The sequence below is a fragment of the Arthrobacter sp. UNCCL28 genome, from assembly GCF_900102805.1.
Classification (GTDB): domain Bacteria; phylum Actinomycetota; class Actinomycetes; order Actinomycetales; family Micrococcaceae; genus Arthrobacter; species Arthrobacter nicotinovorans_A.
The window spans coordinates 16,380-35,119 of record NZ_FMWE01000005.1 but is presented as its reverse complement, the minus strand read 5'-3'; the positions used below and the strand labels follow the sequence as shown (position 1 = coordinate 35,119).

Sequence of the window (18,740 nt, the reverse complement as noted above, 5' to 3'; positions counted from 1 at the left end):
ACTCTGCAGCCAAAAGTGCATAGGCTCGGTACAGAGCCTCCGAAAACGCTTTCTGGAGTGTCACCACCATCATCATCCCGTCGAAGGAGACCGTCATGCCAGAGCTGACATTGAACAACGGCGTCACCATTCCCCAGCTCGGATTCGGTGTCTTCCAGGTACCTGCTGAGGAAACGCAGAAGGTAGTGGAAGACGCCTTTGAAGCCGGCTACCGCCACATCGACACCGCTGCCGCGTACCGCAATGAGGCAGGAGTCGGTGCTGCCATTGCAGCTTCAGGGATTCCGCGCGAGGAACTCTTCATCACCACCAAGCTTCGCAACGGCGAACAGGGCGAGGCCTACGATGCCTTCCAGCGAAGCCGTGATGCCTTGGGCCTGGAAGTCATTGACCTCTACCTGATCCACTGGCCGGTCCCGTCGCAGGGCCTTTACACGCAGGCTTGGAAAAAGATGGAGAAGCTCTACCAGGACAAGCAGATCCGGGCGATCGGCGTCTCCAATTTCCTGTCCGAGCACCTGGACACGCTTCTTCGTGAGGCAGACGTGGTCCCGGCAGTGAACCAGATCGAGGTCCACCCCACCTACCAGCAGGGCGAGCTGGCCAACAAGTGCCGCGACCTGAGCATCGCGGTGGAGGCGTACAGCCCGCTGGGCCAAGGCAAGGACCTTAACGCCGAGCAGGTGGCATTGGTGGCCGCCGCACACGGCACCACTCCTGCACAGGTGATCCTAGCTTGGCACCTGGCGCAGGGGACCATCGTGATCCCCAAGTCTGCGGACTCCGCACGCATGCGCGAGAACTTCGGCGCAACAGACCTTTCCCTCACCGAATCAGAACTGGCAGCCGTTACGGCACTTGAGGCGGGCGCCCGCATCGGTTCCGATCCCGCCGTCGCCGCTTTCACCCAGCTCTAGGAAGCGCTTTCACCCAGCCCTAACAACTAAGGACAAACATGCAGTACACCCACCTGGGCCGTTCCGGCCTGAAAGTATCCCGCCTCTGCCTGGGCACCATGAATTTCGGCCCCCAGACGGACGAAGCGACAGCCCACTCGATCATGGATTCTGCGCTGGATTCCGGCATCAACTTCTTCGACACCGCCAACGTTTATGGCGGCGTGGAGCACCGGGGCTGGACCGAGGAGATCATCGGCCGCTGGTTCGCGAAGGGCGGCGAGCGCCGTGAGCGCACGGTCCTGGCCACCAAGTTGTACGGCACCATGACGGACCGGCCCAACGAGTCCAAGCTGTCCGCATTGAACATCCGCCGTGCACTGGACGCGAGCCTGAAGCGTTTGCAGACGGATTACATCGACATCTACCAGTTCCACCACATTGATCGTGAGACCCCGTGGGATGAAATCTGGCAGGCGATCGAGGTTGCCGTCCAGCAGGGCAAGATCCTGTACTCGGGCAGCAGCAACTTTGCGGGTTGGCATATCGCCCAGGCGCAGGAAGCTGCCCGGAGGCGGAATTACACGGGCCTGGTCAGCGAGCAGTCCATTTACAACCTGTTCCGGCGCGAACTTGAGCTTGAGGTCATTCCTGCTGCGCAGCAGTATGGCTTGGGCCTGATCCCGTGGTCGCCGCTGCAGGGCGGACTGTTGGGTGGCGTTCTGAAGAAGGAAGAACAGGGGGTTCGCCGCGCCGAGGGCCGCGCACTGGAGACCCTCAAGAAGCACGAGGACCAGATCCGCCGGTACGAGGATTTCGCGGACGAGCTGGGCCACGCACCCGGCGACGTCGCCCTGGCCTGGCTGCTGCACCAGCCGGCCGTCACGGCGCCGATTGTTGGGCCACGCACGCAGGAACAACTGGATGCGGCCATCCGGGCGCTGGACGTCACCTTGAACGAGGACGCCCTCAAGCGCTTGGACGATATATTCCCGGGCCACCGCACCGCGCCGGAGGATTACGCCTGGTGAGCAACCTGTCGTCCCACAGCCTCGGGTTGGCAGCGGACACCGTGTCGCCGAGGAACATCCTGTTCATTGGCGGGACCGGGGTCATCAGTGCGGCGGCGGCTGAACGCGCCGTCGCACTGGGCCACCGGCTGACCATCCTCAACAGGGGACGGTCAGCCGGGCGGCCGGTACCGGACGGGGCGGAGGTCCTCCACGCGGACGTCCGTGATGCCGGCGCCGTGCGGGAAGTACTGCAAGGAAGGGAGTTCGACGCCGTTGCGGACTTTATCTCCTTCACCCCGGACCAGGCGCGGGCCGGCTTGGAATTGTTCCGTGGGCGGACCGGCCAGTACGTGTTCATCAGTTCAGCCTCTGCTTACCAAAAACCGCCAACAACATTGCCTATCCGGGAATCGACCCCGCTGAAGAATCCGTTCTGGCAGTACTCCAGGGACAAGATCGCCTGCGAGGAGTTGCTGTTCCAGGCCTACCGCGAGCAGGACTTTCCGGTGACGGTGGTCCGTCCATCCCATACTTATGACCGCACCAAGATTGCGATGGTGGGCGGGTGGACCGATATTCACCGCATGCGCGCGGGGCTGCCCATCCTGGTTCATGGGGATGGAACATCGTTGTGGACTTTGACGCACAGCAGGGATTTCGCCAAGGCCTTCGTCGGCCTGCTGGGAAGGCCCCAGGCCATCGGTGAGAGCTACACGATTACTTCTGACGAGTTCCTGCCGTGGAACCAGGTCTATGGCCTCTTCGCGAGGGCGGCAGGCGTGGCGGAACCACGCCTGTTCCACGTTGCCTCCGAGACCATCGCCGCCCACAGCCCGGAGCTTGGCCCCAACCTGCTGGGCGACCGCTCCCATTCCGTGGTGTTCGACAACTCCAAGATCAAGGCGCTGGTTCCGGACTACAGGGCCACGATTCCTTTTGCGGACGGTGCCCGGGAGATCGTCGACTGGTATGACACCCATCCTGAGCTTCAGGTGGTGAAGGAGGATTTCATGGAGCTGAGCGACCGGCTCCATGAGTGGTCGCGGCGGTAGCTGTTGCCAAGCAGCTGCCGTCCAGCGTAGAAACAGAGAAACCCGGAGGAGACCAAGCCCATGACACTTGCCCCACTCATTGAACTCAACGACGGCCAGAGGATCCCGCAGTTGGGACTGGGCACCTGGCCCCTGAATGACGCCGAGGTGGCCGACGCCGTGGTGGAAGCGGTGTCGCACGGCTACCGGCATGTGGATACGGCCAAAAAGTACGGCAATGAGAAGGGCGTCGGCAACGGCATCCGTGCGTGTGGAGTGGGCCGCGAAGAACTCTTCATCACCACCAAGCTGGATGGGGAGTTCCAGGGCTCCGGCAAGGCTATTGCGGGACTGGAGGGATCGCTGGAACGGCTGGGGCTGGAATACGTTGACCTGCTCCTGATCCACTGGCCGCTCCCCCGGCGGGGCGAGTTCGTTTCCACCTGGAAGACCTTCGAGGAACTCCAGGCCTCAGGCAAGGCCCGCTCCATTGGCGTCTCCAACTTCAAGCCGGGACACCTGGACCAGTTGTTCCGGGAAACTGACGTGGTGCCTGCGGTGAACCAAATCCAGGTCAGCCCTTCCATTCCCCGTCCGGCAGCCCGGGCCTACAACGAACGGCATGGGATCGTCACCGAGTCTTACAGTCCGCTGGGTGCCAGCAGCGATCTGCTCAACGCCCCGGTGTTGGCCGGCATCGGCGGGAAGTATGGGAAGACGCCGGGCCAGGTGGTGCTGCGGTGGCACGTCCAGCAGGGGCTGGTTGCCATTCCCAAGACCGCTAATCCGGAACGGATGAAGGAGAACCTGGAGGTGTTCGATTTCGAACTGGACCAGGAGGACCTTTCCAAACTGCAAACCCTCGACGCCGGACCTGACGCAGGCGTCGACTCGGACGTACAGGGGCACTGACCATGGCCAACGAAAACACACTGATCTGGGTGGGTTCCTACACCGCCGACAGGAACGCCAACGGCAAGGGCATCACCGCCCTATCGGCCGGCGATGACGGCCAACTGAGCTCACTCGGCTTGGCTGTGGTTGCAGATTCACCGTCGTTCCTTGCAGTGCATCCAACGCTGCCGGTGGTCTATGCGGTGGCCGAGGAAGCAAAGACCGTCCGCGCTTACCGCCGTACGGGCGAGTCGGAACTCGAGCCGCTGGGTGACCCCTGGCCGGCCGGTGAGGCCACGTGCCATGTTGCCGCGGACCCGCAAGGACGCTTTATTGTGGCCACCTGTTGGGGCGACGGTCAGGTCATCCTTTACGAATTGGACCACGACGGCGCCATCACCTCGCGCACCAGCGCGGCAGCCGCCGTCGATCCCCACACTGCAACGTCCCCGGACGGGCAGCGGCCAAGCCGCGGGCATTCAAGCCTGATGCTCCCGGACGGACGCGTGATGACCACCGATCTTGGGCATGACCTGGTCCGGGTGTGGAAATACGTTCCCGGCGAGGGGCTGCAACTGGACCATCAGGTGGTTTTGCCCCAGGGCTCCGGCCCGCGGCACATGGCGCGGCATCACAGCGGGACCGTTTTTGTGGATACCGAATACTCCGTGGAAGTCGCCGCGATCCGAATGGAACCGGACGGTACCTACGAGCTGATGGCCGTGGTTCCGGCGACTGCTTCGGGGGTCAAAGACGGCGACGCCGGAGCAGAGATTGCGTTGTCGCCGGATGGCCGATTCGCTTATGTGGGGGTGCGTGGATCGGACCGCATCTGCGTGCTGAAAGTGAGCCACGACGGCACTGGACTTGAGCCCATCGCCGACGTTCCCTGCGGCGGCGCCTGGCCCCGCCACCACCTGGTCCGCGAAGGCTGGCTGTACGTCGCCAACGAAGGCTCGGACGACGTCGTGAGTTTCAGGCTGGACCCGGCCACAGGATTGCCGGACGGCCCCGCGGGCCGGGTGGAAACGGGTTCCCCCAGCGTGCTGGTCCCCGCCGGTTAACTGACACCGAGGTGGCACTCAATACCCATGATCCGCTCAGACATTGGTAGTAAGCGCCACCTCGGCGGGCTTTTCAGGCGGACCAGACCTGGACGTCGTCGGTGCCGCAGATCAGTTTGCGGCCAGTGGGTTCAAGGATGACCCACAGCAGTTCCTGATGCTTTGAGACGTCGTCCACACGGCCCGTGCCGGCACCCCAGGCGACGTCGTAGATCCACACAGGATCGCCGGAACTGAGCTCGGACCATTCTGCCGCGGGAACGTGCCGGTAGTCTGCCGGCCGGTTCAGGATGGAGCTGGTCACGCTGATACTTCGGCAGCAGTGCGGCGCCGCCACATAGTTGCCTCGCCATTGTGGGCGGGAAGCACGTGACCCTCGGGGAAAACCTGGACGGCGTCCGGATCGGAGTCCGGGCTCCACAGGCCCGATGCCGGGCAGTGGGACCCGGTTGGCATGGTGCGGGCGGCTCGTTCGCGCAGGAGGGCGATGCTCTTCATCGTTGAAACTCATCCTTGGGGGTAGATCGGGGCACTGCGTGGTGTGAAGCAGATCTCTTCAACCCTATGCAAGTCACAAGGGCTTCGTTATAGACAACTGCATAGCGTTTTGGAGGTAGCTCGTGCATGAGGACAGTGCCGCCATGGCACGTCTCCCGCTAGCGCGCCTGCAAGCGCTTCCACAATAGGACCCGAAGTACAGAACTTCACATCCCGTAACGCTGAGAATCTATGGATTAACGTGCAGCAAGCGCTTACAGTTGTGACTTGTCCCACAGCACCGTCGCTTAGCGGAAGGTTCCATCACTTGTTATCTCGCAGCTATAGACCAGCACTCTCCCCACATCGCCGCCTCGGTCGCCTTACTGCAGTCGTCCTGACGACGGCGGCCCTCACCGCCACAGCGGTCCTCCCCGCGGGTGCCGCCCCGGGCTCCAAAGACGCTGATCCCGCAGCCCTGCACTCCATCCGGGGAGGGGTGAGCGATCAAAATTTCTACTTCGTCATGGCCGACCGCTTCAACAACGGCACCACAGCAAACGACGACGGCGGATTGGGCACCGATCCGATGGTGTCCGGTTTCGACCCCACCCGCAAAGGCTTCTTCAACGGCGGAGACCTGAAAGGCCTGCAGGACCAACTGGATTACATCCAAGGCCTGGGCACCAATTCCCTCTGGCTGACACCCAGCTTCAAGAACAAGGCGGTTCAGGGTGACGGCACCCTGGCCAACAGTTCAGCCGGCTACCACGGGTACTGGGTCACGGACTTCACCCAGATTGACCCCCATCTGGGCACTAACGCCGAGCTGAAAACCCTTATTGATACCGCGCACGCCCGTGGCATGAAGGTGTACTTCGACATCATCACCAACCACACCGCGGATGTGATCCAGTACCAGGAGAACGCCTCGGCCCCCTACATTTCCAAGGACACCGAGCCCTACCGGACGGCGTCGGGCGAGGTCTTCGATGACCGGGATTACGCCGGGACGCAGGACTTCCCGGCGCTTGATGCCGCAACGTCCTTCCCGTACACACCCGTGGTCCCTGCGGCCGAAAAAGCCGTCAAGGTCCCATCCTGGCTGAACGACCCCACGCTCTATCACAACCGAGGCAACACCAACTTTGCCGGCGAGGACTCCCTCTACGGCGATTTCTTTGGACTGGATGACTTGTTCACCGAGAACCCGAAGGTGGTGAACGGGATGATGGACGTCTACAAAACCTGGATCCGCGACTTCGGGATCGACGGCTTCCGCATCGACACCATGAAGCACGTCAATGACGAGTTCTGGCAGAAGTTCGGACCGGAGGTTCTCAACTACGCGAAGGAACAAGGCAAGGACGAGTTCTTCATGTTCGGCGAAGTTTTCGACACCTCCAAGAGCATCACGTCCAAGTTCACCACCAGGAACCAAATGCAGGCCGTCCTGGACTTCGGCTTCCAAGGTGCAGCCCGCAGCTTCGCATCCCAGGGCAGCAAGGCCACGGGTCTGGCGGACTTCTTCGATGGAGATGACTGGTACACCGACGCTGACTCCAACGTCTACCAATTGCCCACCTTCCTGGGCAACCACGACATGGGCCGCATCGGCACCTTCATCGCACAGGACAACGTGGGCGCAAGTGACGCCGAACTGGTGGAACGTGACGAGCTAGCCCACGAGCTGATGTACTTCTCGCGCGGCAACCCGGTGATCTACTACGGGGACGAGCAGGGCTTCACCGGTGCGGGCGGAGACCAGGACTCCCGGCAGACAATGTTCGCCAGCAAAGTCCAGGAATACCTGGATGACGATCTCCTTGGCACCAGTGCCACACACGCCACCGACAACTTCAACACCGAGCATCCGCTGTACAAAAAGATCAGTGAACTCGCCGCCCTCACCGCCGAGCACCCGACACTGCGCAGCGGCGCCCAACAGAACCGCTACGCCGCCGATGGTGCGGGCATCTACGCCTTCTCCCGCATAGACGCCAAGGACCAGCGCGAGTACATCGTGGCCGTCAACAACAGCGAGTCGGCCCAGACCGCGGCGATCCCCACGTATGAGGCCAAGCAGCCATTCAAGCTGGTCTACGGTGACGCCGTGGCCGGCGCGAAAACCGACACACAGGCAAAGCTGACCGTCACCGTCCCACCACTTTCCACTGTGATCTATGAAGCAGCAGGGCGACTTGCGAAGTCGAAGGCCGCGCCCGGCGTCGTGCTCAAGAAGCCGGTCACTGCGGCTGGTGACGCCTCCCGCATGAAGGTGACTGCCGACGTCGACGGCAACTCATTCTATGAAGTCACCTTCCAGTCGCGTACGGGCGGTGGCGAGTGGCAGGCGATCGGCACGGACGACAACGCGCCGTACCAGGTCTTCCACGACGTGTCCCCGCTGGAGCCCGGCGCGTCCGTGGAGTACCGCGCCGTGGTGCTGGACAACCGCGGGCAGACGTCGGCGAGCGCGCCGATGAGCAGCGTGGTGGGTGAGCCCACCCAGCCTGAGTCCGTCACGGTGGCCGGCAGCCTCAACACCGAGCTGGGCTGCGCCGAGGACTGGCAGCCATCCTGCGAACAGGCGTTGATGACGTATGAGCCGACGCATCGGCTGTGGCAGCTGAACATCCCCAACCTGCCCGCCGGTACCTATGAGTTCAAGGCCGCGCTCAACGGCACTTGGGACGAAAACTACGGTGCAGGCGGCGAGCTGGACGGCCCCAACGTTGTGTTCACGCACTCCGGCGGCGCCGTCACGTTCCTGTACGACCACGCCACCAATGTGATCAGCGCAGCTGTCCCGGGTCAGCAACCGGCCGCCGTCTCGGTGCCGGGAAGCCTGAATTCCGAGCTCGGCTGCGCGGGTGACTGGATGCCGGATTGCGCCCAAGCCCAGCTGTCCTTGGACCCGACGGACGGTATTTGGAAGCTCCCGGTCCCCGACCTTGCTGCGGGCAGCTACGAGTTCAAGGCCGCGATCAACGGTTCCTGGGCCGAGAACTACGGCTTGGCCGGCGCCCCGAACGGCAGCAACATCGCGTTGAAGCACGACGGCGGCCCGGTCACCTTCCGGTACGACCCCGCCAGCCATTTGGTCACGGTCCGCTAACCACCCCGTCCGCTAACCCAAGTAGGTCGCAGTTGAGGCCGTTCTGAGCGGCCTCAACTGCGACTCAGATGGGTCTACTTGTAGCTCAGGCTCAGGAACATCGCCTTCAGCTGGGCGTACTGCGTAGTATTCATCCAAGCCTTGGCCGCTTCCGGGGTGGCGAAGGCGGGCTGCTTGGCGGGATCGAAAATCGCGTAAGCACTCATAATGCCATTAGGTACGCGGATCTGATTGATGCCTGAACCTGTCTCACCGGCTTGCATCTCCGAGGCCAGGCGAACGTCCATGATGTACGTGGGAGTCTGGTCCAGCGGCGTGGCCGGAGCTTCCTCTCCCGGGTGCGTCATGAGGGCCGACTGGTGGGCAAAGAACCCGAACTGCACCGGGTCGTTGGGCGACGTCGAGGACACAACACCAGGTACTACGGCTCGGTCATAGACGGTTCTCTTCACCCAGCCGCCCGTACCATCGGCGTAGTTGCCATTGAACACGCGGGCTACCTCTGCCCCAGCGGCATCGAAGACAGTCACAATGCGCGAGGCTTCCGCAGTCCCGGGAGGATCGAATGGTCCTTGTTCCACCCGGATACTCCAGCCCACCGGATAGGTGAAGGACAAATGCCCGTCCGGGAAAGTGTAAGTCGGCACTACAGCGTGCGGCAGGGTCGTTGTCGAAATTGGTGTGGGCTCTGGGATCGGGACCGCGGGAGCCACCGGCGGGGTGGTTGCCGGTGCGGCCGCTGTGGGCGTCACCGAGGGCGTGGCCGTGGGAGTTGGCGTGACCGAAACGCTGGGCGTGGGTGTCGCTTCAGTGGAGGTGACCGTGACAGCAGGTGCCGGCGCGGAGCTCACTGAGCCAAGGTTGGCGGCGACCAGCACTCCCGCAGTGACGGCCGCAGCTGCGAGCAACAGCCCTCCGGCGATCCGGGCCTTACGGCGCCTGCGCTGGTCAAGGGACGTCACTGCCGCCGCCGGGTGGCTGTCGCTGAACACCGTGGAGCCGGAGAGGATCCTGTGCAGCGCTTCTTCCCCATTGGGCTCGGCAATTGGATCGACTGTGAGCGGGTCAATCGCTGAAATCTGGTTCTTGATCGGATCCATTGTCTTCAGACCCCCATCTTGTGTGTGGTGGTTTCGGCCCCTGCAGGCATCTGTTTCCGGAACGCCGTCCGGGCCCGGTGGAGGCGGACTTTGGCCGCCGATTCACTGCACTGCAGCACGCCTGCTATTTCTGCGGTGCTCAAGTCGTCCCAGTAGGCCAGTTGGAGGATGTCCCGGTCCTGTTCACGCAACCGCATCATGGCGTCCTGGACCACGACGTTTTCGGACTCATCGCCAAACCGCTCCACCGCCGTCGTCCGCAGCTTTTCCTGCAATGCCAGCCGCCGGTCGCGGCTCCTGTAGGCGTTCCCCACCAGGTTCCGGGCCACCGTCAATAGGTACGGGAGCTCCGGGCGCGAGTCGTCGCTCCACTTTTGCCAGACGATGCGAAAGACGTCGGCTGCGATCTCCTCCGCCGCGTCAGCGGATTCAACGCGCCGGCAGACGAATTTGAAGACGGATGGGTAGCTGTCTTTGTGAATGGCGATGAACGCCAATTCGCGCTCGGAAAGCACGATTGTTCCCCCTGATATAGAGCCCTGAACTGCAGGATACTTGTATAGTTTCCGGCCGGGGCGCCACGGTTACAGAGTCCCGGAAAATCTTCTGGAAGCTGCAGTTGCCCGGTTAGAAGTCCCGGTCCAGGACACCCGCTTCGGTGAGGGGCGCCAGCGAGCAAGCGACGCCTGTCTGGCTGGTGACGGCCGACGTCGGTGTCCAGACCATGCTTGCGGCCGCACCTGCCGTCCTCACGCCGGAGCCGCCGCTGGCTGCACCGCCGAGGGTTACGGTAACCACTGTCCGCGGAACTCCGCCCACGGTTTCGGTGGTGGCGGTCATGGTGGCGTTGAAAAGGACTGTCTTGCGGCTCTTGGCGTAGTTCTGCTTGAGGTTGACCGAGCCGAGGTTGACGCTGCTGCCGGTTCGCTGGATGTCAAGGACATCTGCGGAGTTGCCCAGTCCCACGAGGTTGCCGTCACGCAGACGCACCGTCACCGGAAGCGCGGCGCCGGCCCAACCGGGGGTGACACTGGCCGGGTTGACCTGTTGGCTGTAGACGAAGCTGATGGCGTCACCACTATCAAGCCTGCTCTGGATTCCTCCCCCGTTGACGGCCCTGATGTCGGCTGCCCGGAGCGGGCTGTTGTCCACCCTCCTTGAAGCCACCGTGGCTGAGATGGTCTCTTTGCCAGTGCGGTCAGTGAGGACGGCCCTGAGGTCGTAAGCGCCGTCGGAATAGGTGCTGGTGTTCCAGTTGCAGCCATAGGGAACTGCGGCTGACGTGCAGAGCGTGGTCCACGTGGCTGCTCCCGAAGGTGCCGACTGGATCCTGACTGAAGCCACCCCGGCGGTTGAATTGGCGGCGGCGGATAGGGGTACGGTGCCGGTGAGGTAGGCTCCCGGGTCTTCAAGGGAAATTGAGGCAATGGTGTTATCCACTGTCCTGCTGGTGGCCGCAGTGGTGGCGGTATTTCCCGCAGCGTCGACGCTGACGGCCCGGAAGGAATAGGCGCCATCGGACACGGTGGTGGTGTCAAAGCGGCAGGAATAGGGAGTCTCAGTGACCGTGCACGCTGTGGACCAGGTGCTGGTGCCGGTCTTGGCATATTGAAGGCTCAGTTGTGAGACGCCGGAGTGGGTGTCCGTTGAGGTGGCAGCCAACGTGCGGGTCCCGCTCAAGGGAGTGCCCGGGTCCGTCAATGCCACGGTGGGGGCCAGGTTGTCCACGATGATGTCGGTCACCACAGCGGAGTAGGTCGTGGTCAGTCCAGCCACGGCCACGGCGCGGAGATCGTACGTTTCATTGGTGAAGAGCGCCGTGTTCCACGTGCAGTTATAGGGACTGACCAGGTTCAGGCACAACGTGTTCCACTTGTTCGCCCCCGCCAACGAGTACTCCACGCGCACGCTGTAAATGGTGTTACCTGCACCCAGGAGCGTGGTGGACAAGGGCACGTTCCCGCGCACCGCTTCGGCGGGGCTCGCCAGGACCACAGTGAAACTGTTGGCAATCGTAGTGCTGCGGAGCGGGGTCACTGAGGTGAGTCCGGCGTTGTCCGTGGCCCGCGCACGGAGGCTGTAACCGCCGTCGGGCACTGCTTTGGTGTTCCACTGGCACGTGGCAGTGGCGGTGGCAGCCGTACAGAGATTGGTCCACGTGGACGAGCCGTCCCGGAGGTATTCGACGTCGATGCTCCTGATCCCGGACTCGGCGTCCTGGGCGGTGGCTGAGATGGTGGCGGTGTCCCTGATGGAGACGCCCGGGTCCGCGAGGGTGACCGTGGGCGGGTTCCAGTCCGGGGCCGCGCCGAACGTATTGCCCGTATTGGAGGTGACAGAGGTGAAGGCTGCCGCTGTTGTCCCGGCCGTCGCACCAAGGATTACCAGAACGGCGATGAGTGCCGCGAGGAGGAAGGCGGCTACCGCCTTGGTACGCGGCCTCGCCCATAGTGGGGGAATGCTGCCGGGAACAGCTGTGGTGGTAGCGACGGTGGTGGTAGCGGTAGCGACGGCGGCGGTAGCGGCAGCGGCGGTAGCGGCAGCGGCGGTAGCGACGGCGGCGGGGATCTTCCGCGTCCCGCCGCCGGGCGTGGAGCTGCCCAGATAAATGGCGCACACCACCGCAAGCAACGTGCCCACGGACCATATGGCCAACTGGGGAAGGGTGCCGTGGGAGATCCATAATCCAGGCAAACCCACCATGGGCACCAAGAGGCGGGCCTGGCCCGTGATCTGCTCCCGCTTCATGGGGGTGCTGTCGGTCTCCACATTGGCGTCGCCGGCGGTGATGTAGGTTCCGTCGTCGTTGGCTCCGACAATGCGGTGAAGCCGGGTCTTCTCTTTCCCGTCGGGCTCGGCTTCTGCGGGACTGAGGAACTCCACCACGCCTCCCACCGGGACCGGGTGGTCATCCGGAAGCCCCGAGGAAAGGACGACGTCGCCGGGGCTGATGTGGGGTTCCATGGAGCCGCTTTGCACCACGCTCCCGCTCCAGCCCAGCACAGCTGGAAACAGCGCGATAACCGCCAGCGTCAATGAGATGCCCAGATAAACGCGGGCCAGGAGCGCCACCACAAACGGCACCCATCCCTCAGCGGAGAACAGGGCTGTTCTGGCGCTGTCCTTGTATTCCAGGCTCACGACGCTGCGTTGGATCCCTTCAGCCTACGGAGTAGGCGCGGTGTCCGACTGCAGTTCCCAGACGAGGTCGATGCTGACCCTGGCGCCCTGGAGCGCGTTCACTTGCTCCTGGGTGAGTCCCGTGGTGTTGAAACGCCACGTACCCCGGTAACTTTGGGTCTCTCCCGGGGTACCGGCAGTGTCCCAGGATGATCCGCCTGTTGCGTAGTCCCTGTTGGATGTGGCCAGTGTGGACAAAGGCAGCTCCGGGACGGTGTTGGCCGTGGGCGTGAAACCGGTGCAGTCATTGAATGACCCGCCGGTTCCCTGTTCCAAATCAAAGTAGATGCGGTCTTCCAGTCCGCGGTCCGTGATCAGGTTTTGCGTATAGGCCCGCACTTCGCCGGGAACATTGGAATTGGACGTCACTACGATGCACTTTTGGCCCGTTTGGCCGGGAACGATGTTTTCCACCGTGAATGCTGCCGCGCCGAGGTCGTCATCAGTCAACGTGACGTTGCCTGCGCTCCAGGAGCTGCCGGAGTTGCGCGTGGTGGCCGTGAATGCGGCCTGGGATCCTTGCCAAACCATTGCACCGGCAATGATGACCGCTATGGGCCCGGCTGTGAACCCGGCTATGGCCCTGGTTCGGGAAGAGGGGGTTTTCATGGCTGACATCCTTTGCTTGAGACCACTGAATGACCGCACGCAGGGAAGTATCGAAACCAGGCACCCCATTTCTGCGCTACGACACGTTCAGGCTACGCGAATATAGGGAACCTATCTACAAGTTAGTCATGCAATTGCTGAAGTTTGTCATATGACTTGTCATTACTGTGCTTGACCTGCACAGGTGCGTTTTTCGGGCCGGGATCCTGTTTCCACGGTAGATTCGACTGCACCGAAACCTAACGAGAGCGTGGAACAACCATGGTGGAAACAGGACCCTCCGCAGACTGGGCCCGCAAGCAGGTAGACCTGGGGCGCGTTCCCGTCGCGGTGTTGGGAATCGCATCCAGCCATGGCATCGAGGACGTCGTGGCGTTCGGGACCGACGCCGGCAGGCAGGCAACTCCCGAAGACCACTTTGCGCTCTTCTCCGTTTCCAAACCCATCAGCGCTTTGACCGTCATGCGGCAAATGGAGCGGGGGAAGCTGTCCTTGGGGGCACCTCTTAGCGCCGCCGTCCCAGGCTTCGGTGCCCGCCGCACGGACAGCGTGACTTTGGAACAGCTGCTTAGCCACCGTTCCGGGATTGCCGATCCAGCGCTCGACGCCGGCACTCCCCTCCGTGAGGCTCTCACCGAAGCGGACCAAGCCTTCTACGCGGGAAGCCTGGTCCAGTACTGCAACATAGCTTTTGAGGGGGCCGCCGCCATGGCCGAGTGGGCCGATGGGCGCCCGTTCGAGGAACAGCTGATTTCGCTCGCGCGTGACACGGGCGCGGCATCGCTTACCTTTAGCTCGGACTGCAACCCGCACACCGTCCATGGCACCGAGGCCGCGGGCCTGAATGTGCAGGCCATGTATAAGAACCGCCATCCCGGAGCGGGCTTGTTTGGCACAGCCACGGACCTGCTCAACCTGGGCTCGGAACTTCTGCGGGATTCCGGGAAGGCAGTCAAGCCCGCAACCCTTGCGGCCATGCGCCGGCCACGGACCACGGAGATTTCTCACATCACCACCCGCCCCACCCCGCTGAGGCATACGGGATTGGGCTTCCAACTGCCCGCCAATGAGACCGAGCTCCTGGCCAAAGGGATCTACGGCCACCCTGGCTGGTCCGGGACAGAATGGTGGATGTTCCCGGAGCAGGACAGGTGCGTGGTGTTCCTGACGAATGTGCTGGACGCGCCGGACACGGGCGTAGACACCAACGAGCTCTTCAACGCTGTGGCAGCTTCCTAGACGCTGATCTTCCTGCTGCGCACCGCCGATACTGCCCACAAGAGCACAAACAAGCCCACCAGGATCAGGCCGGCATCGCCCAGGTCAATGCTGCCCAGCCAGGTGGTCAGCGGGTCCTCGAGTTCGAACGCCGAATTCACGAACCCACCCAACGTGATGACCGCAATGAAGAGCGCCGAAACAGCGGAGATTCCGGTGATGACGGCGTTGAAGCGAAGCTTGCGCTGGGGGTTGTGAATGGCTGAGGTGTACATCTTCATCATGGCTACGCCATTGATTGAATCGCACAGTGTCATAGCCGCCGTGAACGCAAGCGGGAGGGCAAGCAGGGCGAGAGGAGAAACTCCGGCGAGTGACGCCGTCGTGGTGATGACCAGCAGCCCAATGGTGGTGGCGGTGTCGAATCCCAGGCCGAAAAGGAATCCGATGACGTAGATGTTCCGTGGCCGCTGCACTTTGGACAGGGGTTTGGCCAGGAGCCGGGCCACGAAGCCCTTGGCCTCCAGGTCCTCGTGCCGCACCTCGCCGCCGGCCCGCACCTTCCGGTACGCCTGTGTGGCACGGACGAACGCCGATCCGTTGAACAGGCCCATCGCCAGCAGGAACAGCCCGGAAACACCGGCGCCAATCAGCCCCAGCACCTTGTTGCCCGTGGTGCCGTCCTCCATGAACTGCCCGATCATGGATGCACCCGCCACCACCAACAGGCCCGCCGCGATCACCACGGAACTGTGCCCCAGGCTGAACGCGAACCCCACGCTCACAGGATCTTTGCGCTGTGCCACGAACTTTCTGGTGGAGTTGTCGATCGCCGCAATGTGGTCCCAGTCGTAGCTGTGTTTGATGCCGGCAACGTAGGCCGTGACCACCAGTCCGAGCGCCAGGGGTTGCGCGGCGCCGGCCGCACCGACCAACAGGAGCACGACGGCGGCAAGGTGCAATGCGGCGACGGCACCGAACGTGAAAAGCAACCGGGTCCGCAGGGGCAAGGCCTCCCGCTCCCGGTACATGGTGGCGAACCCGGTCAGGGCAGTCATTAGTACTTCCTCAAATTCAAGGGTTCCTGCCCGTACCAGCGTTCCCGCAGAAGGCCGGTGCAGGCACCCAGCAACGTATTCAGTTCCTCGGTGCTGTTGGACAACGATCGCAGCACAATCCCGGTACTCCCGGCAATAGTCGTGGTCAAGGAGATACCCGTGAAAGCGGCAAAATCCTTGACGGCCCGGTCCAGTTCATCAGCAAGCTCCTGGTCCACCCGCGGGTCCACCACCACCAACGACCCCAGATGGCTGAAGCCCTCCATGAAACCCATCCCGGTCACGTCGTTGAGGGGCGGCCGGATAAGGAGGTTGTCGAGCGCCAGCAATTTCGGCCCGTTCCCGCCCTCGATCCAGATCTCATTGCGCAGCCGCACCTCTTCATATTTAAAGGACGCGCCGTCAGGGGACCACCCCGGCGTGATGACTTCGGCCATGGCAAGGCTCGACGTCGGGTGGAGGCTGATGTGCGAATTCTGCCGATAGCTCGCCTCCCGGTAAGCAATCAACTGATCGGGCATCAGCTCCAACCGCGAGCCCTCCCCAAGCCGGATACTCATCCGCTGCTCAGCAAACGACCCCGGTGTCCGATAAACCTTGGTGGCCGACTGCGTGGTCAACAACAGCTCAGCCCCAGCCCCAACCTCCACGTCAACAACGAACAGATCGGCCCCCAGATACGCCCCACCCGGATTGACCATGACATAGCAAACCTGCCCGGACCCATCCAGATAATGCGGCCTAAGCACCCGCAAAGCGCCCTCATGGAACTGCCGCAAAGCAACAGACCGCCCCCCGCGCACCCCAACCCCCAACTCCAACCGCCCCCGCACACCCCGCTCCCCCAAGGCCAACCCAGCGCCCGGCTCAACATTCCCAAAGGCCAACCGAGCGCCCGGCTCCACGACCCCCCAAGGACCAGCATCGACGCCCGAGCCCACTACACGCGTGCTCACAGGCCACCCCCGCAAGGTGCCCCGACGGCGGAGGCGGCGCAGCCGGAGCTAAGGGGCCGCGGGGCCGTGGCGGCAACCGGGGCGGGGCGATCCGCGGAGCCGGGTGATAGGGGCCGCGGCGTGGTGGGCACCGCGAAGCGGGCACGGCCCCTATCACCCGGCGAAGCCGCCGGTCCCCGCCCGGGTATGAGCACGGTCATTGCGCCAAGTCGAGCATCAGGACGTCGCGCCGGATCCAGTTGAGGACCTCGTCCAACCCTTCGTCCGTCTTCAGGTTCGTGAAGCAAAACGGCTTACTGCCGCGGAACTCCTTGGAATCCCTCTCCATGACGGCCAGGTCCGCCCCAACATGTGGCGCCAAATCGGTCTTGTTGATGATGAACAGGTCGGATTTGATCATCCCTTGGCCGGCTTTGCGGGGGATTTTTTCGCCTTGGGCTACGTCGATGATGTAGATGGAGAAGTCGACGAGTTCGGGGCTGAAGGTGGCGGAGAGGTTGTCGCCACCGGATTCGACGAAGATGACCTGGAGCTCGGGGTGCCTGGCCTTGAGTTCTTCGATGGCCGCGGTGTTCATGGAGGTGTCTTCGCGGATAGCTGTATGCGGGCAGCCGCCGGTTTCGACGCCGATGATGCGGTCTTCGGGGAGGATGCCGTTTGCCGCGAGGATTTTGGCGTCTTCGATCGTGTAGATGTCGTTGGTGATGGCGGCCATGGAGATGTCCCGGCTCATGTGCCGGGTGATGCGTTCCACCAACTGGGTTTTGCCGGCTCCGACGGGTCCGCCGACGCCGATTTTGATGGGTTCAGTCATGTTTTCTGTCCTTTGCTCCAACTAGCTCATGAACATGCGGGCGCGTTGCCGTTCGTGCCGCATTTGTGAAATTTCCAGTCCGGGGCTGACGGCCCCGAAGTCGTCCCAGCACAGCTGTGCTACATCCTCGACGGCGGCAGCTACGGCGTCGTGCGCGTGGCGCAGTACCCGCTGCCCGGCGTTCTGCCCGAGCGGAATGGCGCGCACTGCGTTCTGGGTCAGGGAAGTCACTGCGGCAAACAAATAGGCAGAGAGCGCGGCCTCAAACGGAACACCCAGTGACCGTGCAATCACCCCAAAAGCCAAAGGCTGATGTCCCGCGGCCCCACCCCCACGAACCAACTCCCGGTACGCTGCCAACTCCGCCGAAGGAAACACCTCCCCGCCAATCTCCAACAACCGCCCACCCATCTTGAGCGAAGCCTCCCGCACCTCCCGAGCCAACAACTGCGCAGAAAGAACAGAATCCAACAAACCAACATCCACCCCGTCATACAAGAACCGCAAAGCCAACCCATCCGAATAAGTAAGCTGCTGCCCCACAAAAGCCCCCAACCACTCCCCAAAAGACCCCTCATCCCAAACCAACCCACGATGCACATAGCTCTCAAACCCCAAAGAATGAGCAAACGCCCCCGTAGGCAACGCAGAGTCAGTCAACTGTTGAAGAGCCAGCTGATAGGAGGTCATGAGCCGCTCCTAAAGGTGAGCACCCAGACGAAAGCCGGGCCGGGATTTTGGGCCGCGGTGTGGAGGGCATCGCGAAGCGGGCACGGCCCAAATCCCGGCCCGGCGTCCCAGCCACGGGCACCTACGACCGGCACCATGACCGCGGTATTAGTGCGAATGCTCAGCATGGCGGAAGGGCACCGGCATGACCCGCTCTTGCCTGTCGTAGGGGACGCCAACGCTCTTCAGATAATCTTCGACCGTGTGGTCATACTGGCAAACCATGACTTCGGCTCCGTACTCGGAAGCGGCATCGAAGAATTGCGCCTGCAAATGCCGGTTGCCGAGCGAATGCGCCACGATCCCCATCTCGTGGATTGTCCGCGCCCCGATAACCAGGACGTCGGTGGGCAGCACGGAGATGACGATGACGTTGCCGGGTTCGACGGCGAGGATGTCGCCGTCGCGGAGGTCGCCGGTGCCGGCGGGGAGGCGGATGCCGAGTTCTTTGCCGTGGTCGGTGGTGACGCGTTGGATGCGTTTGACCAGCAGGGAGCTCGGGAGTACGACTTTTTCTTTGTGCCGGCCCTCAAAGTCGTTGGGCTGTTCGTGGAGGTTGCCGAGGATTTTTTCGATGATCATG

At 62.9% G+C, this 18,740-nt stretch carries 18 protein-coding genes; 7 read left to right on the top strand and 11 right to left on the bottom strand.

Annotated features, from left to right (window positions below):
• Nucleotides 1-95: 95 nt before the first annotated feature.
• From BLQ01_RS14570 to BLQ01_RS14550, 5 genes are read left to right on the top strand one after another with little or no spacing between them, the layout of a single operon-like run.
• Entirely contained in the window at nucleotides 96-917 is an 822-nt protein-coding gene (locus tag BLQ01_RS14570) for an aldo/keto reductase (RefSeq protein WP_091552537.1), read from the top strand.
• A gap of 38 nt (nucleotides 918-955) precedes the next feature.
• Entirely contained in the window at nucleotides 956-1,927 is a 972-nt protein-coding gene (locus BLQ01_RS14565) for an aldo/keto reductase (RefSeq protein WP_026548015.1), read from the top strand.
• A complete protein-coding gene (locus tag BLQ01_RS14560; RefSeq protein WP_091552536.1) occupies nucleotides 1,924-2,961 on the top strand; it encodes an NAD-dependent epimerase/dehydratase family protein in 1,038 nt (345 codons plus the stop codon). The genes BLQ01_RS14565 and BLQ01_RS14560 overlap by 4 nt, the downstream gene beginning before the upstream one ends.
• Nucleotides 2,962-3,021: 60 nt before the next feature.
• Nucleotides 3,022-3,852, top strand: coding sequence for an aldo/keto reductase (locus BLQ01_RS14555; RefSeq protein ID WP_091552534.1), 831 nt, complete (start codon nucleotides 3,022-3,024; stop codon nucleotides 3,850-3,852).
• 2 nt (nucleotides 3,853-3,854) lie between these two features.
• Nucleotides 3,855-4,898, top strand: coding sequence for a lactonase family protein (locus BLQ01_RS14550; protein WP_175493452.1), 1,044 nt, complete (start codon nucleotides 3,855-3,857; stop codon nucleotides 4,896-4,898).
• 73 nt (nucleotides 4,899-4,971) lie between these two features.
• Here the strand turns inward: BLQ01_RS14550 and BLQ01_RS14545 are convergent, their stop codons facing one another.
• Entirely contained in the window at nucleotides 4,972-5,202 is a 231-nt protein-coding gene (locus tag BLQ01_RS14545; protein ID WP_026541710.1) for a hypothetical protein, read from the bottom strand.
• On the bottom strand, nucleotides 5,199-5,396 hold the full coding sequence (locus tag BLQ01_RS14540; RefSeq protein WP_091552532.1) for a hypothetical protein: 198 nt from the start codon (nucleotides 5,394-5,396) through the stop codon (nucleotides 5,199-5,201). Before BLQ01_RS14540 ends, BLQ01_RS14545 begins: the two co-directional genes overlap by 4 nt.
• 307 nt (nucleotides 5,397-5,703) lie before the next feature.
• On the opposite strand from BLQ01_RS14540, the gene BLQ01_RS14535 reads away from it, so the two are divergent.
• The gene (locus BLQ01_RS14535) at nucleotides 5,704-8,493 is read left to right on the top strand and encodes an alpha-amylase family glycosyl hydrolase (protein WP_091552531.1); all 2,790 of its coding nucleotides are present in this window, start codon (nucleotides 5,704-5,706) and stop codon (nucleotides 8,491-8,493) included.
• Nucleotides 8,494-8,567: 74 nt separating this feature from the next.
• Here BLQ01_RS14535 and BLQ01_RS14530 read toward each other — a convergent pair whose 3' ends face one another.
• The 4 genes from BLQ01_RS14530 to BLQ01_RS14515 all read right to left on the bottom strand — a co-directional run bounded on the left by BLQ01_RS14530 (nucleotide 8,568) and on the right by BLQ01_RS14515 (nucleotide 13,382).
• On the bottom strand, nucleotides 8,568-9,593 hold the full coding sequence (locus tag BLQ01_RS14530) for a hypothetical protein (RefSeq protein WP_091552529.1): 1,026 nt from the start codon (nucleotides 9,591-9,593) through the stop codon (nucleotides 8,568-8,570).
• A 5-nt stretch (nucleotides 9,594-9,598) separates the two neighbouring features.
• A complete protein-coding gene (locus BLQ01_RS14525; RefSeq protein ID WP_091552527.1) occupies nucleotides 9,599-10,108 on the bottom strand; it encodes an RNA polymerase sigma factor in 510 nt (169 codons plus the stop codon).
• A 112-nt stretch (nucleotides 10,109-10,220) separates the two neighbouring features.
• A complete protein-coding gene (locus BLQ01_RS14520) occupies nucleotides 10,221-12,734 on the bottom strand; it encodes a S26 family signal peptidase (protein WP_254779465.1) in 2,514 nt (837 codons plus the stop codon).
• 24 nt (nucleotides 12,735-12,758) lie between these two features.
• Nucleotides 12,759-13,382 (bottom strand): hypothetical protein, encoded by a 624-nt coding sequence (locus BLQ01_RS14515; RefSeq protein WP_026541705.1) that lies wholly within the window; start codon nucleotides 13,380-13,382, stop codon nucleotides 12,759-12,761.
• Between the two features lie 261 nt (nucleotides 13,383-13,643).
• Here BLQ01_RS14515 and BLQ01_RS14510 point away from each other — a divergent pair, with 261 nt between their 5' ends.
• Nucleotides 13,644-14,621: a serine hydrolase domain-containing protein gene (locus BLQ01_RS14510; protein WP_091552526.1), complete on the top strand. Its 978-nt coding sequence runs from the start codon at nucleotides 13,644-13,646 to the stop codon at nucleotides 14,619-14,621.
• On the opposite strand, the gene BLQ01_RS14505 is transcribed toward BLQ01_RS14510, so the two are convergent.
• The 5 genes from BLQ01_RS14505 to ureE all read right to left on the bottom strand — a co-directional run bounded on the left by BLQ01_RS14505 (nucleotide 14,618) and on the right by ureE (nucleotide 18,739).
• Complete coding sequence (locus tag BLQ01_RS14505; protein ID WP_091552524.1) at nucleotides 14,618-15,658, bottom strand: HoxN/HupN/NixA family nickel/cobalt transporter; 1,041 nt, start codon at nucleotides 15,656-15,658, stop codon at nucleotides 14,618-14,620. The two genes, BLQ01_RS14510 and BLQ01_RS14505, sit on opposite strands and share 4 nt — an antisense overlap.
• Entirely contained in the window at nucleotides 15,658-16,491 is an 834-nt protein-coding gene (locus BLQ01_RS14500) for an urease accessory protein UreD (protein ID WP_309803831.1), read from the bottom strand. The genes BLQ01_RS14505 and BLQ01_RS14500 overlap by 1 nt, the downstream gene beginning before the upstream one ends.
• A gap of 319 nt (nucleotides 16,492-16,810) precedes the next feature.
• Entirely contained in the window at nucleotides 16,811-17,428 is a 618-nt protein-coding gene (ureG, locus tag BLQ01_RS14495; protein WP_091552521.1) for an urease accessory protein UreG, read from the bottom strand.
• A 21-nt stretch (nucleotides 17,429-17,449) separates the two neighbouring features.
• Complete coding sequence (locus BLQ01_RS14490; RefSeq protein WP_091552519.1) at nucleotides 17,450-18,118, bottom strand: urease accessory protein UreF; 669 nt, start codon at nucleotides 18,116-18,118, stop codon at nucleotides 17,450-17,452.
• Nucleotides 18,119-18,265: 147 nt separating this feature from the next.
• Nucleotides 18,266-18,739, bottom strand: coding sequence for an urease accessory protein UreE (ureE, locus tag BLQ01_RS14485; protein WP_026541699.1), 474 nt, complete (start codon nucleotides 18,737-18,739; stop codon nucleotides 18,266-18,268).
• Nucleotide 18,740: the final 1 nt, after the last annotated feature.

Excerpts from the sequence above, each read along its gene's own strand:
- BLQ01_RS14530 (WP_091552529.1), bottom strand. The coding sequence starts at position 9,593 with ATGGATCCGATCAAGAACCAGATTTCAGCGATTGACCCGCTCACAGTC.
- BLQ01_RS14570 (WP_091552537.1), top strand. The coding sequence starts at position 96 with ATGCCAGAGCTGACATTGAACAACGGCGTCACCATTCCCCAGCTCGGA.
- BLQ01_RS14515 (WP_026541705.1), bottom strand. The coding sequence starts at position 13,382 with ATGAAAACCCCCTCTTCCCGAACCAGGGCCATAGCCGGGTTCACAGCC.
- BLQ01_RS14505 (WP_091552524.1), bottom strand. The coding sequence starts at position 15,658 with ATGACTGCCCTGACCGGGTTCGCCACCATGTACCGGGAGCGGGAGGCC.
- BLQ01_RS14510 (WP_091552526.1), top strand. The coding sequence starts at position 13,644 with ATGGTGGAAACAGGACCCTCCGCAGACTGGGCCCGCAAGCAGGTAGAC.
- BLQ01_RS14555 (WP_091552534.1), top strand. The coding sequence starts at position 3,022 with ATGACACTTGCCCCACTCATTGAACTCAACGACGGCCAGAGGATCCCG.
- BLQ01_RS14490 (WP_091552519.1), bottom strand. The coding sequence starts at position 18,118 with ATGACCTCCTATCAGCTGGCTCTTCAACAGTTGACTGACTCTGCGTTG.
- BLQ01_RS14565 (WP_026548015.1), top strand. The coding sequence starts at position 956 with ATGCAGTACACCCACCTGGGCCGTTCCGGCCTGAAAGTATCCCGCCTC.
- ureE (WP_026541699.1), bottom strand. The coding sequence starts at position 18,739 with ATGATCATCGAAAAAATCCTCGGCAACCTCCACGAACAGCCCAACGAC.
- BLQ01_RS14550 (WP_175493452.1), top strand. The coding sequence starts at position 3,855 with ATGGCCAACGAAAACACACTGATCTGGGTGGGTTCCTACACCGCCGAC.
- BLQ01_RS14540 (WP_091552532.1), bottom strand. The coding sequence starts at position 5,396 with ATGAAGAGCATCGCCCTCCTGCGCGAACGAGCCGCCCGCACCATGCCA.
- ureG (WP_091552521.1), bottom strand. The coding sequence starts at position 17,428 with ATGACTGAACCCATCAAAATCGGCGTCGGCGGACCCGTCGGAGCCGGC.